This is a genomic window from Brevundimonas sp. UBA7838, assembly GCF_002500885.1.
GTDB classification, from domain to species: domain Bacteria; phylum Pseudomonadota; class Alphaproteobacteria; order Caulobacterales; family Caulobacteraceae; genus Brevundimonas; species Brevundimonas vesicularis_C.
Window position 1 is genome coordinate 494 of the sequence record NZ_DLTK01000154.1, and the last position, 12,704, is coordinate 13,197.

The window sequence follows — 12,704 nt, forward strand, 5'->3', positions numbered from 1 at the left end:
CCGCCGGCGTCGAACAGGCCGTCGAACAGCTTGCGGTTCGAAACGCGGATCTGGGCCTGGCCGGCGTCCAGACCGGCGGCGCGCAGGCCTTCGCAGCCCATGGCGATGATCTCGGCGTCGGCCTCGGGCCGGTCCGAGCCGACGGTGTCGGCGTCGCACTGCCAGAACTCGCGGAAGCGACCTGGGCCGGGCTTCTCGTTCCGCCAGACCGGACCATAGGCATAGCGGCGGAACGGCTTGGGGAGGGTCTCCCAAGTCTGGGCGGCGAACCGGGCCAGGGGTGCGGTGTGGTCGTAGCGCAAGGCCATCCATTCGCCCGGCTCGTCCGATCCGGCGTCGTCCTGTAGTGCGAAGACGCCCTCATTCGGCCGATCAGCGTCGGGCAGGAACTTGCCCAGCGCATCGGCATATTCGAAGGCCGGCGTCTCCAGCGGCTCGAAGCCCCAACGCTCGTAAACCTCGGACACGCGCGCGACGATGCGCCGCTCGGCGGTCAGGTCACGGCCGCGCTTGTCGGCGAAGCCGCGCGGATTGCGGGCGAGGGGGCGGGGAGGCGCGGCGTCGGTCATGGCGCGCGCTTAAGCCAAGGCGCCCTTGATCGCAAATTCTGCACGGCGGCTGACGTAAAGACAGCGTCCGTCGGCGCCATGCAATGGTCTGTTCCTAAAGACGAAATCCTGATCTCGTCGGAACCGCTGTGCGGATTTTTCGTTGATGGCGCATGACGCCCCACGCCCTTCTCGTTCCGCGCACCTGCAACACCTCCGATCGCCGCACGATCCGGTGGTGGGAGTGCGAACTGATCGACGACGCCGGATCGCGCCGCTTGCAGAACCAGGCCTTCTTCTCGATCCGTGAAGCCCGGTCCTGGGCGTCGGCGCAGGGCTATCCCGTCAGCGACGACGCCGCCGCCGCGGCCGAGCTTTGATGTCCGAGGCGGCCCCGAGCGGCATTCTGACCGCCGAAGCTTTCGATACGCCGCGCATCCTGCTCGCCGGCGCGGTCGATTACGCCATGTACGACCGCTTTCGCCAACAGATGGCGGAGGCGCCCGATACTGGGCTGACCGTCATCGAACTGTCGACCCTGGGCGGCGATCCGGAGGTGGCGCGCATGATGGGCGAGGACGTGCGCTTTCAAAGCGACATCAATCCGTCCCGCCGGCTGGTCTTTCTGGGCAAGGCGGCGATCTATTCCGCCGGCGCGACCTTCATGAGCTTCTTTGCCGTGGAGAACCGCTATCTGACGCGCGGCGCCCGGGTGATGATCCATGAGCGCAAGATGGACACGCAACTGCACGTCACGGGGCCGCTGACGACCTGCGTCGCCTCGGTTCGCGCCATGCTGAACGAGCTGGAACACTCCATCGCCATCCAGAACGAAGGTTTCGAGAACCTGGTCCGCGGATCGTCGGTGACCATGGAGGAGGTGCTGAGACGCGCCCCCGCCAACTGGTACATCGAGGCCCAGGAGGCCAAGGCTCGGGGTCTGATCGCCGAAGTGATCTGACCCGCCCACCGGATCAGGCCGGGAGCGTTTCCACGGTCAAATTTCCGTTGGTGTAGACGCAGATTTCGGCCGCGATTTTCATGGCCTTGCGGGCGACCTGTTCGGCGTCCAGATCGGTTTCCTCGATCAGGGCGCGGGCGGCCGACAGGGCGTAGTTGCCGCCCGAACCCACGGCGGCGACGCCATACTCCGGCTCCAGCACATCGCCGACGCCCGTCACGGTGAAGATGGACGACTTGTCCGCCACCAGCAGCATCGCCTCGAGCCGGCGCAGATAGCGGTCGGTACGCCAATCCTTGGCGAGGTCGACGCAGGCGCGCGCCAGCTGATCAGGATACTGCTCCAGCTTGGCCTCAAGCCGTTCGATCAGGGTGAAGGCGTCGGCCGTGGCGCCGGCAAAGCCGGCCAGCACCTTGCCGCCGGCCAGAGTGCGCACCTTGCGGGCCGCGCCCTTGACGATGGTCGGGCCCATCGAGACCTGCCCGTCGCCGGCGATCACGGTGCGTCCGTTCTTGCGCACCGCCAGAATGGTGGTGCCGTGCCAGTCGGGGAAGTTGGATGCGGTCTGGTTCATGACGATCAGATGGCGCGGCCGGGCGTCGGCATCAAGTCTGTCGCGCCTCGGTATAGCGCTGTCTTATTTTGACCCCAATATTGGCTAGAAGGCGCAATCCGCTTTCGCGGTTCTTTGAAATCGAGGGACAGGTTTTGCTTTATCGCGTCGTTTTCGTGAGTGAAATGATCGGTGGCGCAAACCACACGACCCAATCGCTTGCCGAAATCCTCGGTGCGTCGGAGCGAAACAACCGCCGCGACGAGATCGGCAGCGCCATGCTGTTCCACGAAGGCGAGGCGGCACAGATGATCGAAGGCGCCCGTGCCGACGTGGACCGCTTGATGTCGCGCCTCTGGAACGACCCGCGTCATCACAATATCCGCGTCCTGGATGATCGGCCCGTCATGCAGCGGCGGATGCGCGAACCCGCACGGCTGTGCGCCCTCAGCGACCGGCAGGCCGCCGACATTCTGCGCGGACGGCGCCTGAGCGATCTGTCCAGCGCGGGTCTGGAAAAGCTGCTGTCGTGCGAACACGTCCGGATGGCCGCTTAAGGCGACAGGCGACAGGCCCCTCGCGCCGGAACCTCTGCGGCGCTAGATAGGGCGGTGATCTTTTCCGAAGACGAAGTCGAACGCTATGCGCGCCATCTGGTCCTGTCCGAAGTGGGCGGACCGGGGCAGCAGGCGCTGAAGCGCGCGCGGGTGCTGATCGTCGGCGCGGGCGGCGTGGGGTCTCCGGCGGCGCTCTATCTGGCGGCGGCGGGCGTCGGTACGCTGGGCCTGATCGACGACGACGTTGTGGGCCTGTCCAACCTTCAGCGGCAGATCGCCTTCTCGACGGCGCAGGTCGGCCGGTCAAAGGTCGAGGCGGCGGCGGAACGGCTGGTCGGCCTCAATCCGCATGTCGCGATCGAAACCTTCGCCGAGCGGATCACCGCTGAGAATGCGGCGGCGCAGATCGCAGCCTTCGACATCGTGTTGGACGGGACCGATGATTTCCAGACCCGGCTGTGGGTCAATGCGGCCTGCGTTGCGGCGGGCAAGCCCCTGGTGTCGGGCGCGCTTGGCCGCTGGAACGGGCAGGTCGGGGTGTTTTCGGGCCAGCCCTGCTATCAATGCCTGGTGCCCGAGATCCCGCCGGATGCGGAGACCTGTGCGCGCGTCGGCGTCGTGGGCGCTCTGACCGGCGTGATCGGGTCGATGGCGGCGCTTGAGGTCGTCAAGCTGATCACCGGCGCGGGCGAGGCCCTGACGGGACGGCTGATGCTGTATGACGGTCTGGCGGGCTCGGCGCGGACCGTGCGGGTCGCCGCTGATCCGGAATGCCCGGTCTGCGGCGGCTGACGATCAGGCGGCCGTCGCGAAACGGATGTCGGCCAGATCCAAGTCAGGCAGGGGCGGCGCGAAGCCCAGCGCCGGGTTGCTGAGCACCGTCACCAGACGCTCGCCGCAATAGAGATAGAGGGTTTCGAACCCGACCCAATTGCGGGCGATCGCCTCCAGCGCCTGATTGGCCGTCGTGTCGTTCGCCGCGTCGAGGACGCAGATGTCCCGCACCGGAACGCCGGGCAGGTTGACGATGCAGTAGTAGGAGTCCAACGCACACTTCCTCGATCAGGACGCCGGAAACGAAGCGCGTTTACGACGGTTCCTCCCCTGCCAGCGGTTTTCGACAGCCGTGTGAGTTCGGTCCGACAGACTTGTGAAAAGGAGGCCTGATGGCCCGACGTCCCGCCTCGCCCAAACGCCTGAACGCCGCAAATCTCAGCGGCTTGGGCGCTGAGCGTCTGGGCGAACTGCTGATGCAGGCGGCGGATGCGGATGCGATCCTGAAGCGGCGGCTCAGGCTGGTGATGGCGGCCGAGGCGGGGCCGGATCTGCTGGCTCTGGAAATCGACAAGCGATTGACGACCATCGCGGCCAGCCGCGCGCGCGTGTCGTGGCGAAAGCGGCCGGACCTGTTGCGCGATCTGGAGATTCTGCGGGCTGCAATCGTCGAGGATCTGGCCGAGGCCGCTCCGGTGATGGGGTTGGAGCGATTGATCGGCTGGTTCGATCTGTTTCGCGGCCTGGCGTCGCGGGTCAAGGATCAGAAGGGCGAACTGGCCGACGCGTTCGAAACGGCGGCCTTGGACCTGTGGCGGATCGCCGGGGATGCGGTTCGGACGGACGAAACCACAGTGGGTCTGCTTGCGGAGGCGGTGGCGCGGCAACCGCTCGAATATGCCCGTTGGATCGGTGCGGGCGGCGACGATCTGACGGCGGACTTGGCCAAGAAGCTGCTGGGTCGTCTCGATACCGCATCCAACGCGCGCGGCATGCGAACGGTCGTGCGACGGCTGGCGGACCGGGCGGGCGATCTGGACTTGTGGCTGTCGATGACGACGCCGGAGGAGCAGGGCTCGCCGGATTTTGCGGCGGTGATGGTCAAGCGGCTGCTGGTCGCGGACCGTGTGCCCGAAGCGCGTCAGGCGCTGGAGGCGGCGCTCAAGCCTTCGGCGGGCAACCGGCGCTGGACCTTCGGGCGATCGCCACAGGCCGGACCGCCGGTCCTGACGCCGGCATGGGAGGCGACCTCGATCGACCTCTTGGAAGCCGAGGGCCGCAAGGAAGAGGCGCAGGATCTGCGCTGGGCGATGTTCGAGCGCGACCTGTCCGCGCCGGTGCTGCGGGCCTATCTGGCGCGTCTGCCGGACTTCGACGATGTGGAGGCGCTGGACCGCGCCCTGGCTCACGCCGCGACCTACGCCGATTTCGAGACGGCGCTGGGGTTTCTGATGGACTGGCCCGCGCACCGCGAGGCCGCCGCCCTGGTCGAACGCCGCGTTCGCGAGGCGCGCGCGCTGCTGCCGCTCAAGGCCGACTGGGCGGCGCGGCTGGCGCAAAAATATCCCGATGCGGCCGAGCGGTTGCTGGCTGCGCCCTAAAGCATTGCCGGGATGACCCGATCCGGCGGGCGGTGGCCGTTCTGATAGGTCATGACGTTGGCGATGACGCGGTCGCCCATGTCCTGGCGCGCTTCCAGGGTGGCGGACCCCAGGTGGGGCAGCAGCACGACATTGGACTGGCCCAGCAGGCCATGATGGATCGCGGGCTCGTTCTCGAACACGTCCAGGCCGACGCCGGAAAGGGCGCGCATAGCCACCGCCTGGGCCAAGGCCGCCTCGTCGATCAGCTCGCCGCGCGCGGTATTGATCAGGATGGCGTGGGGCTGAAGCCGCGCCAGGCGTTCGGCCGACAGCAGATGGTGGGTGTCCTTCGTCGCCGGACAGTTCAGCGAGACGATGTCCATCCGCGCCAGCATCTGGTCCAGATCGTCCCAGTAGGTCGCGCCCAGCTCTTCCTCAATCAAGGCCGGGACGGGCTTGCGATTGTGATAGTGGACTTGAAGCCCGAAGGCCTTGGCGCGACGGGCCAGGGCCTGGCCTATCCGGCCCATGCCGACGATGCCCAGCCGCTTGCCCCAAAGCTTGCGTCCGCACATCCAGGTCGGGGTCCAGCCCTCGAACCGGCCTTCGGCCACCACCTGGGCGCCCTCGACGATGCGGCGGCTGACGGCCAGGATTAGGCTCATCGCCAGGTCAGCGGTGTCCTCGGTCAGGACACCGGGCGTGTTGGTGACGATGATGCCGCGCGCCACGGCCGCATCGATGTCGATATGGTCCACGCCGGCGCCGAAGTTGGCGATCATCTTCAACTGCTCGCCCGCGCCATTGATCAGGTCGGCGTCGATGACGTCGGTGATCGTAGGCACCAGAACCTCGGCGCGCTGGACGGCGGCCTGCAGCGCGGTGCGATCCATCGGCTGATCCTTCAGGTTCAGCTCGGCGTCGAACAGCTCGCGCATCCGCGTTTCGACCGCGTCGGGCAGGCGTCTGGTTAATACGACCTTAAGCTTGCGGGGGGACATTCTCGGCCTTGGTTAGCGGGCGGCGATTCAGACGGATCAAAGCCCGCGCGACGGGTCGTTCCAATCAGTGTCTAGCAAAGCCGCCGCCATCTTCCAAAGCCTGCGACGCCGCATCGCCATCGTGGGAGCCGTTCTCGGCCTCGGCGTGATGGCCAGCGCCGGCGCGACCATGCCCGACGGCCGCCCGACGCCTACCGGGCTTGAGGTGCCGCGCTGGATTTCGCTGAAGTCCTCGCACGTCCGCGCACGCCAGGGGCCGGGCCTGGATTATCCGATCCTGTGGGAATACCGGGCCGCCGGCCTTCCGGTTCAGGTGATCGCCGAGACGACCGAATGGCGCAAGATCTGCGATCCCGACGGGGCCGTGGCCTGGATCCACCGCACGGTGTCGTCGGGCCGGCGCTATGTCTTCAACACGACCGCCGAAGAAGTGCCGATCCGGTCGGGCCGATCCGAGACGGCGTCGGTGCGCGCGCGCCTGTCGCCGCGCGCCCTGGTGATGCTGGACGAATGCGAGGAGGGCTGGTGCAAGGTCCGGGCGCGACGACTGGAGGGTTTTGTGGCCCAGCGGGCGGTGTTCGGAACCCAGGAGCGGGCGCTGTGCAACGCCAATCGCCCCGCGGGCACGGGTCGCAACTGACCGCACGCTGTTGAGCGAAGCGGCGCGGTCGTGTAACCCGCGCGCAACGTCTCAAGAAACGGAAGCGCCTTGACCCAGTCCCAATATCCTTCGTCCTTCGATCATGAGGCCCTGCTGGCCTCGGGCCGCGGCGAGCTGTTCGGTCCCGGCAACGCTCAGCTGCCCGCCCCGCCGATGCTGATGTTCGACCGCATCACCACGATCAATGCGGACGGCGGAGAGCACGGCAAGGGCTATGTCGAGGCCGAACTCGACATCCATCCCGACCTCTGGTTCTTCCAGTGCCACTTCATCGGCGACCCCGTCATGCCGGGCTGCCTGGGCCTGGACGCCATGTGGCAGCTGGTCGGCTTCTATCTGGGCTGGATCGGCGGCCCCGGCCGCGGTCGCGCCCTGGGCGTCGGCGAGGTCAAGTTCACCGGCCAGGTCACCCCCGACATCAAGAAGGTGGTCTATAAGATCAACCTGAAGCGCGTTATCAACCGCAAGCTGGTCATGGGCATCGCCGACGGCGTGCTGGAGGCCGACGGCCAGGTCATCTACACCTGCAACGACATGCGGGTCGGCCTGTTCGGCGCCAAGGATGAGGCGGCGGGCGGTTAACGCCCCTATATAACCGCGAACAAGGCGGACGGTCCTCGGACCAGGAAGCATCAAGAAGGAAACACCATGCGTCGTGTCGTCGTCACCGGCCTGGGCATCGTCTCTTCCATCGGCCACGGCGCCGAGGAGGTGACCCAGTCCCTGCGCGAAGCCCGTTCGGGCGTCGTTCATGCTCCCGACCACGCCAAATACGGCTTCCGCAGCCAGGTCTGGGCGCCGCCCAAGATCGGTCCGTGGGAAGAGTTGGTCGACCGTCGCGCCGCCCGCTTCCTGGCCAACGGAACCGCCTGGGGCCACATCGCCTTCGAAGAGGCGCTGAAATCGTCGGGCATGACGGCGGACGAGATCAAGGATGACCGGATCGGCCTGATTGTCGGCGAGGGCGGCCCCTCGACGCAGGTGATCCTGCAGGCGGCCGCGACCACGGTCGAAAAGGGCGCGCCCAAGCGCATCGGCCCGTTCGCGGTGCCCAAGGCGATGGCGTCGGGCCCGTCGGCGGTGCTGTCGACCTGGTTCCAGATGCGCGGCATCAACTATTCGATCAGCTCGGCCTGCGCGACGTCGGCCCATTGCATCGGCGCCGGGGTCGAACAGATCCAGTGGGGCAAGCAGGACGTGGTCTTCGCCGGCGGCTGCGAGGACATCGACTGGTCCATGTCCAACATGTTCGACGCCATGGGCGCCATGTCGTCGGACTTCAACGACAATCCGTCGGTCGCCTCCAGAGCCTATGACGCCAACCGCGACGGTTTCGTCATCGCCGGCGGCGCCGGCATCGTGGTGCTGGAAGAGTACGAGCGGGCCAAGGCGCGCGACGCGACCATCTACGCCGAAGTCACCGGCTATGGCGCCAACGCCGACGGCTACGACATGGTCGCCCCCTCGGGCGAGGGCGCCCAGCGCTGCATGAAGATCGCGCTGGAACAGGCCGGCAATCCGAAGATCGACTATCTGAACCCGCACGGCACCTCGACGCCCGTGGGCGACGCCAAGGAGATGGAGGCCGTGCGCGCCGTCTTCGGCGACCAGATGCCGATGATCTCCTCGACCAAGTCGCTGACCGGCCACTCGCTCGGCGCAGCCGGCGCCCAGGAAGCCATCTACTGCCTGCTGATGATGCAGAACCGCTTCGCGGCCGAAAGCGCCCATATCGAAAATCTCGATCCGGCGTTCGAAGGCATGCCGATCCTGCGCCAGCGCCACGACGGCGAACTGACCCACGTCATGTCCAACAGCTTCGGCTTCGGCGGCACCAACGGCACGCTGATCCTATCGAAGGTCTGAAACTTTCACCCGTCATCCTCGGGTCAAGCCCAAGGATGACGGATGGGAGGCTTTCAGGGGCAGCGGCTTTATTGCGTGTGCAGGACCGTTCCCCTTTTCTTTGCGTGAATTCTTTCGTCACTGCCCGTTTACACGACCGTTTCTCACCCTTAGAGAGCGTCGCCGTGACCAAGCGCGCGATTAAAGCGATGACCTCGAAAACCACCGGCTTCGGCGGGGCGGTTTCGGATGCGCGCGCGGTCTAGCGACAACCCGATCCCAAGCCCCGCCGATGCGCGGGGCGGTCGATCCGGCTGAACCCCGCGCCTCCATCCTTCCAGGAGACGCCTTCATGTCCTTTTCCCCGTCCAACCCTCCCCATGTCGGCATCGTCGGCGCCACCGGCCTCGTCGGCGAGATGATGCGCGGGCTGCTGGCTGAGCGGAACTTCTCGCTGGCCTCGCTGCGCCTATTCGCCTCGGCCCGGTCGGCGGGCAAGACCATCCGCTTCGGCGAGACCGAGATCGTGGTCGAGGATGCGGCGAGCGCCGACTACGCCGGTCTGGATATCGTCTTCCTCTCGGCCGGCGGCGAGACGTCCAAGGCCCTGGCGCCCAAGGTGGCGGCCGCCGGGGCGGTGGTGATCGACAACTCTTCGGCTTGGCGCTCTGACCCCGAAGTGCCGCTGGTGGTCGCCGAGGTGAACCCCCACGCCCTGGCCAACCTGCCCAAGGGCATCATCGCCAACCCCAACTGCACCACCATGGCCGCGATGCCGGTTTTGAAGCCCCTGCACGACGCGGCTGGGCTGAAGCGTCTGACGGTCTCCACCTATCAGGCCGTCTCGGGCGGCGGGATCGAGGGCATCCGCGTGCTGGAGGACCAGTCGCGCGCCACCGTGGGCCAGGGCGCGGCCCTGGCCCGCGACGGCGGGGCCGTGGACTTCGGCGCGCCCGAGAAGTGGGTCGTGCCGATCGCCGCCAACGTCGTGGCCCTGAACTACACGCTGGGCGAAGACGGCTATACCGACGAGGAGCTGAAGTTACGCGACGAAAGCCGCAAGATCCTGGAAATCCCCGGTCTGCCGGTCTCGGGCACCTGCGTGCGGGTGCCGGTCTTCACCGGCCATTCGCTTTCGATGAATGTCGAGTTCGAGCGCCCGCTGTCGGCGGCTCAGGCGCTGGATCTGCTGGCACAGGCGCCCGGCGTGGTGGTGACGGCCGTGCCGAACCCGCTGGAGGCGTCGGGTCAGGACCCGGTCTTCGTCGGGCGTGTGCGCCCTGATCCGACCGTCGAGCATGGTCTCGCCCTATTCGTCTCGAACGACAATCTGAGGAAGGGCGCGGCCCTGAACGCGGTCCAGATCGCCGAGGTGCTGGTCCAGCAGCGCGGCTGACCGGCGGGTTCAGTCGTAGCGCACGCCGCTGAGATAGAGCCCTGCCGAGGGGGCGACGGGGCCGCACCGCGCGCGGTCCTTCGCCTCCAGCGCGGCCTTGACGTCGTGGGCGCTCCAGCGACCCAGCCCCACCTCGACCAGGGTGCCGGCCATGGACCGAACCTGGCGATGCAGGAAGCTGCGCGCCTGAAACACCAGATGCACCTCCTCGCCGAACCGAGTGACGCGCGCCACGTCCAGCGATTTGACCGGCGACTTGGACTGGCAACCGACATCGCGGAAGGTGGTGAAGTCATGGTGACCGACCAGGACCTGGGCCGCGTGATGCATGGCCTCGGCGTCCAGGGTCTTCTTGACGTGCCAGACCCGGTCGCGCTCCAGCACGGGCTGGGGGCGGCGGTTCAGGATGCGGTACAGATAGCCCCGGCCAGTCGCCGAGAACCGGGCGTGCCAGTCGGGATCAGGCGCGTATTCGGCCGCCAGGACACAGACGTTCTGGCGCACCAGATGCGCGTTCATGGCATTCAGCACAGTATCGACGGGCCAGTCGCGGTTCAGATCGGCATGGATGACCTGGGCCGTCGCATGGACCCCGGTGTCGGTGCGGCCGGCGGCGGCGATGCGGATCCGCTCGCCGGAAAAGGCGTGGATCGCCGCCTCAAGCGCGCCCTGCACCGTCGGCTGGCTGTCCTGCGCCTGGAAGCCGTTGTAGGCCGTGCCGTCGTATTCGATAGTGAGTTTGTACCTAGGCACTTAGGACTCCACATGGCCGTCATCGACCAGTTTCAACCGCTAGACCGAGAGCGGGAGCTTAAGCTGCACCCAACTCACGTTGTGGGCCACTATGGCGTGTTCAGGCATGATGGGCGCGCGTTCTTGCAGATCGATACACTTGGATCAGCAGATAGAGCGAAACCGAACAGCCAGAGCCAGACTTTCCAACTGACTTCTGAAAGCGCAAAGGCGCTTTGGGAGATTCTGGGCCGCGAGTTCAACCTCTCAGCCTAGGCTGGTCCCGACCGGCAGGGGGAAGCCGCGCAGCATCTCCTCGGCCGATTGCGCCGCCTTGCCTTCGCGCTGAACGCGGATCAGACGCACGGCGCCGTCGCCGCAGGCCACCGTCAGGGCGTCGTCCAGCACGGTTCCGGGCGCGCCCGATCCGTCCGCCAAGGCCGACAGCAGCCCCTTGATCCGCACGGGGCCAGCCTCTGACGGGGCCTCGAACCAGGCGCCGGGGAAGGGCGACAGGCCTCGGATATGGGCGTCCACCTCGGCGGCCGGGTGGGTCCAGTCGATCCGGGCCTCGGCCGGGGTGATCTTCCTGGCGTAGGTCGGCTCTCCGACCTGTTCGGACGGCGTGACCCCGCCTCGGTCGATGGCGGCCAGCGCGCGGGGCCACAGGCCCGCGCCGACATGGGCCATCCGTTCGGACAGGCTGGCGGCCGTGTCGTCGGGCAGAATGTCCATCAGTTCGCTGAGCAGGATGGGGCCTTCGTCCAGACCCAGGCTCATCTGCATGATCTGGACGCCAGTCTGTTTGTCGCCGGCCATGATGGCCCGCTGGATCGGGGCGGCCCCGCGCCACCGCGGCAGGAGCGAACCATGCAGGTTCAAACAGCCCAGGCGTGGCGCCTCCAACACCTCGGTCTTCAGGATCTGACCGTAGGCGACGACGCAGGCTGCATCGAGATCCAGACTTCTGAAGGTGTCGATCGCCTCGGCGTCCTTCATGCTTTCGGGCGTGAAGACGGGCAGGCCCATGGTCTCGGCGAAGGCGTGGACGGGCGACGGCGTCAGCTTCTGGCCCCGGCCCTTGGGGCGTGGCGGTTGCGAATAGACGGCGACGATCTCGTGACCCGAGGCGATCAGCTCGGCCAGGGACGGCACGGCGAAGTCGGGAGTTCCCATGAAGGCAAGGCGCATGGGCACGCCTTTAGAGGTTTACTGCCAGCGGGTGAAGACGCCGCCGCCCTCGTCCCATTCGCCGCCCGCATCCAAGGCGTCGTCGAAGTCGAGCAGGCGATCCAGCAGCAGACCCGCCACGACGCCCAGCAAGGCCACACCGGCCAGCGTCGCGACGCCGGCGACGCCGACCTTCTGGCTGCGCGTCAGGCGACGACGACCCGAGGAGTCGATGATCATCGATCGGCCGCGCGGGATGGACGGCGCGATACGACGTGCGGCGCGTTCTATACGTTCGGGGCGGACGATCTTGGTCATCAGGCGGCGATCCTGTCGCGGGCGGCCTTCTTGACCTTGGTCACGGCGCGGTCCCGCTTGAGACGCGACAGATGGTCGATGAAGAGCACGCCGTTAAGGTGGTCCATCTCGTGCTGAATGCAGACGGCGTAGAGACCCTCGGCCTCTTCCTCCACCGACTGACCGTCACGGTTCAGATAGCGAATGCGGACGCGGGCCGGGCGTTCCACCTTGTCGAAATACTCGGGGATCGACAGGCAGCCTTCTTCGTAGGTGTAGAGCTCGTCCGAGGTCCACAGGATTTCCGGGTTGGCGAAGAAACGCGGGTTCTTGCGCGCCTCAGCGTTCTCGGCCGCCTCTTCCTCGGTCTCGCAGACCACGCCGTCCTTGTCGCCCAGATCCATGACGATGACCCGGTCCAGTGCGCCGATCTGCACGGCGGCCAGGCCGATGCCCGGCGCGTCGTACATCGTCTCCAGCATATCATCCATCAGGGCGCGGACGGCGTCGTCCACGGCCGCGACGGGCTTGGACACCTGCTTCAGGATCGCCAGGTCGGCGGCGTTGTCGATGGTGAGGATACGTCGAATGGCCATGGCCGGGACGTAGGCCCGCCCCGGCGCAAG

General features: G+C 67.0%; 18 protein-coding genes. 10 read left to right on the top strand and 8 right to left on the bottom strand.

The window, feature by feature from the left end:
* On the bottom strand, window positions 1-569 hold a 569-nt coding region (locus B3T77_RS15975), incomplete at its 3' end, for a HisS family protein (RefSeq protein ID WP_292080854.1).
* A gap of 152 nt (window positions 570-721) precedes the next feature.
* Here B3T77_RS15975 and B3T77_RS15980 point away from each other — a divergent pair.
* On the top strand, window positions 722-928 hold the full coding sequence (locus B3T77_RS15980; protein WP_055754345.1) for a hypothetical protein: 207 nt from the start codon (window positions 722-724) through the stop codon (window positions 926-928).
* Window positions 928-1,509 carry a ClpP family protease gene (locus tag B3T77_RS15985; protein WP_292080856.1) on the top strand — a complete coding sequence of 194 codons (582 nt, stop codon included), beginning with the start codon at window positions 928-930 and terminating at the stop codon, window positions 1,507-1,509. Before B3T77_RS15980 ends, B3T77_RS15985 begins: the two co-directional genes overlap by 1 nt.
* A 13-nt stretch (window positions 1,510-1,522) precedes the next feature.
* On the opposite strand, the gene hslV is transcribed toward B3T77_RS15985, so the two are convergent.
* On the bottom strand, window positions 1,523-2,083 hold the full coding sequence (hslV, locus tag B3T77_RS15990; RefSeq protein ID WP_292080858.1) for an ATP-dependent protease subunit HslV: 561 nt from the start codon (window positions 2,081-2,083) through the stop codon (window positions 1,523-1,525).
* 134 nt (window positions 2,084-2,217) lie between these two features.
* Between hslV and B3T77_RS15995 the strand changes: the two genes are divergently transcribed.
* Window positions 2,218-2,619 (top strand): BLUF domain-containing protein, encoded by a 402-nt coding sequence (locus B3T77_RS15995; protein ID WP_292080860.1) that lies wholly within the window; start codon window positions 2,218-2,220, stop codon window positions 2,617-2,619.
* A 54-nt stretch (window positions 2,620-2,673) separates the two neighbouring features.
* A complete protein-coding gene (locus B3T77_RS16000) occupies window positions 2,674-3,411 on the top strand; it encodes a HesA/MoeB/ThiF family protein (RefSeq protein WP_292080861.1) in 738 nt (245 codons plus the stop codon).
* A 3-nt stretch (window positions 3,412-3,414) separates the two neighbouring features.
* On the opposite strand, the gene B3T77_RS16005 is transcribed toward B3T77_RS16000, so the two are convergent.
* The gene (locus B3T77_RS16005) at window positions 3,415-3,666 is read right to left on the bottom strand and encodes a hypothetical protein (protein ID WP_199060586.1); all 252 of its coding nucleotides are present in this window, start codon (window positions 3,664-3,666) and stop codon (window positions 3,415-3,417) included.
* A 119-nt stretch (window positions 3,667-3,785) separates the two neighbouring features.
* On the opposite strand from B3T77_RS16005, the gene B3T77_RS16010 reads away from it, so the two are divergent.
* The gene (locus tag B3T77_RS16010) at window positions 3,786-4,994 is read left to right on the top strand and encodes a DUF6880 family protein (RefSeq protein WP_292080866.1); all 1,209 of its coding nucleotides are present in this window, start codon (window positions 3,786-3,788) and stop codon (window positions 4,992-4,994) included.
* Here B3T77_RS16010 and B3T77_RS16015 read toward each other — a convergent pair.
* Entirely contained in the window at window positions 4,991-5,977 is a 987-nt protein-coding gene (locus B3T77_RS16015) for a 2-hydroxyacid dehydrogenase (RefSeq protein ID WP_292080868.1), read from the bottom strand. The two genes, B3T77_RS16010 and B3T77_RS16015, sit on opposite strands and share 4 nt — an antisense overlap.
* 67 nt (window positions 5,978-6,044) lie before the next feature.
* On the opposite strand from B3T77_RS16015, the gene B3T77_RS16020 reads away from it, so the two are divergent.
* From B3T77_RS16020 to B3T77_RS16035, 4 genes are all read left to right on the top strand, one after another.
* The gene (locus B3T77_RS16020; protein ID WP_240484458.1) at window positions 6,045-6,617 is read left to right on the top strand and encodes an SH3 domain-containing protein; all 573 of its coding nucleotides are present in this window, start codon (window positions 6,045-6,047) and stop codon (window positions 6,615-6,617) included.
* Between the two features lie 69 nt (window positions 6,618-6,686).
* Complete coding sequence (gene fabA, locus B3T77_RS16025) at window positions 6,687-7,220, top strand: 3-hydroxyacyl-[acyl-carrier-protein] dehydratase FabA (RefSeq protein WP_055754351.1); 534 nt, start codon at window positions 6,687-6,689, stop codon at window positions 7,218-7,220.
* Between the two features lie 66 nt (window positions 7,221-7,286).
* Window positions 7,287-8,504 carry a beta-ketoacyl-ACP synthase I gene (fabB, locus tag B3T77_RS16030; protein ID WP_292080873.1) on the top strand — a complete coding sequence of 406 codons (1,218 nt, stop codon included), beginning with the start codon at window positions 7,287-7,289 and terminating at the stop codon, window positions 8,502-8,504.
* Between the two features lie 331 nt (window positions 8,505-8,835).
* Window positions 8,836-9,879, top strand: coding sequence for an aspartate-semialdehyde dehydrogenase (locus B3T77_RS16035; RefSeq protein WP_292080875.1), 1,044 nt, complete (start codon window positions 8,836-8,838; stop codon window positions 9,877-9,879).
* A 9-nt stretch (window positions 9,880-9,888) separates the two neighbouring features.
* On the opposite strand, the gene truA is transcribed toward B3T77_RS16035, so the two are convergent.
* Window positions 9,889-10,632 carry a tRNA pseudouridine(38-40) synthase TruA gene (truA, locus tag B3T77_RS16040; protein WP_292080877.1) on the bottom strand — a complete coding sequence of 248 codons (744 nt, stop codon included), beginning with the start codon at window positions 10,630-10,632 and terminating at the stop codon, window positions 9,889-9,891.
* A 12-nt stretch (window positions 10,633-10,644) separates the two neighbouring features.
* Here truA and B3T77_RS16045 point away from each other — a divergent pair, with 12 nt between their 5' ends.
* Window positions 10,645-10,887: a hypothetical protein gene (locus B3T77_RS16045; protein WP_292080879.1), complete on the top strand. Its 243-nt coding sequence runs from the start codon at window positions 10,645-10,647 to the stop codon at window positions 10,885-10,887.
* Here the strand turns inward: B3T77_RS16045 and fmt are convergent.
* Genes fmt through def form a run of 3 tightly spaced genes read right to left on the bottom strand, consistent with a single transcriptional unit; the run spans window position 10,879 to window position 12,674 of the window.
* Window positions 10,879-11,802, bottom strand: coding sequence for a methionyl-tRNA formyltransferase (gene fmt / locus B3T77_RS16050; RefSeq protein WP_292080881.1), 924 nt, complete (start codon window positions 11,800-11,802; stop codon window positions 10,879-10,881). The two genes, B3T77_RS16045 and fmt, sit on opposite strands and share 9 nt — an antisense overlap.
* Window positions 11,803-11,820: 18 nt before the next feature.
* Complete coding sequence (locus B3T77_RS16055) at window positions 11,821-12,099, bottom strand: hypothetical protein (protein ID WP_153922834.1); 279 nt, start codon at window positions 12,097-12,099, stop codon at window positions 11,821-11,823.
* Entirely contained in the window at window positions 12,099-12,674 is a 576-nt protein-coding gene (gene def, locus B3T77_RS16060; RefSeq protein WP_039243916.1) for a peptide deformylase, read from the bottom strand. The genes B3T77_RS16055 and def overlap by 1 nt, the downstream gene beginning before the upstream one ends.
* Between the last annotated feature and the right edge of the window lie 30 nt (window positions 12,675-12,704).

What these genes read in the sequence shown, in the direction of transcription:
- B3T77_RS16035 (WP_292080875.1), top strand. Translation starts at nt 8,836, where the DNA reads ATGTCCTTTTCCCCGTCCAACCCTCCCCATGTCGGCATCGTCGGCGCC.
- B3T77_RS16015 (WP_292080868.1), bottom strand. Translation starts at nt 5,977, where the DNA reads ATGTCCCCCCGCAAGCTTAAGGTCGTATTAACCAGACGCCTGCCCGAC.
- def (WP_039243916.1), bottom strand. Translation starts at nt 12,674, where the DNA reads ATGGCCATTCGACGTATCCTCACCATCGACAACGCCGCCGACCTGGCG.
- hslV (WP_292080858.1), bottom strand. Translation starts at nt 2,083, where the DNA reads ATGAACCAGACCGCATCCAACTTCCCCGACTGGCACGGCACCACCATT.
- fmt (WP_292080881.1), bottom strand. Translation starts at nt 11,802, where the DNA reads ATGCGCCTTGCCTTCATGGGAACTCCCGACTTCGCCGTGCCGTCCCTG.
- B3T77_RS15985 (WP_292080856.1), top strand. Translation starts at nt 928, where the DNA reads ATGTCCGAGGCGGCCCCGAGCGGCATTCTGACCGCCGAAGCTTTCGAT.
- B3T77_RS15980 (WP_055754345.1), top strand. Translation starts at nt 722, where the DNA reads ATGACGCCCCACGCCCTTCTCGTTCCGCGCACCTGCAACACCTCCGAT.
- B3T77_RS16010 (WP_292080866.1), top strand. Translation starts at nt 3,786, where the DNA reads ATGGCCCGACGTCCCGCCTCGCCCAAACGCCTGAACGCCGCAAATCTC.
- B3T77_RS16045 (WP_292080879.1), top strand. Translation starts at nt 10,645, where the DNA reads ATGGCCGTCATCGACCAGTTTCAACCGCTAGACCGAGAGCGGGAGCTT.
- fabB (WP_292080873.1), top strand. Translation starts at nt 7,287, where the DNA reads ATGCGTCGTGTCGTCGTCACCGGCCTGGGCATCGTCTCTTCCATCGGC.
- B3T77_RS16055 (WP_153922834.1), bottom strand. Translation starts at nt 12,099, where the DNA reads ATGACCAAGATCGTCCGCCCCGAACGTATAGAACGCGCCGCACGTCGT.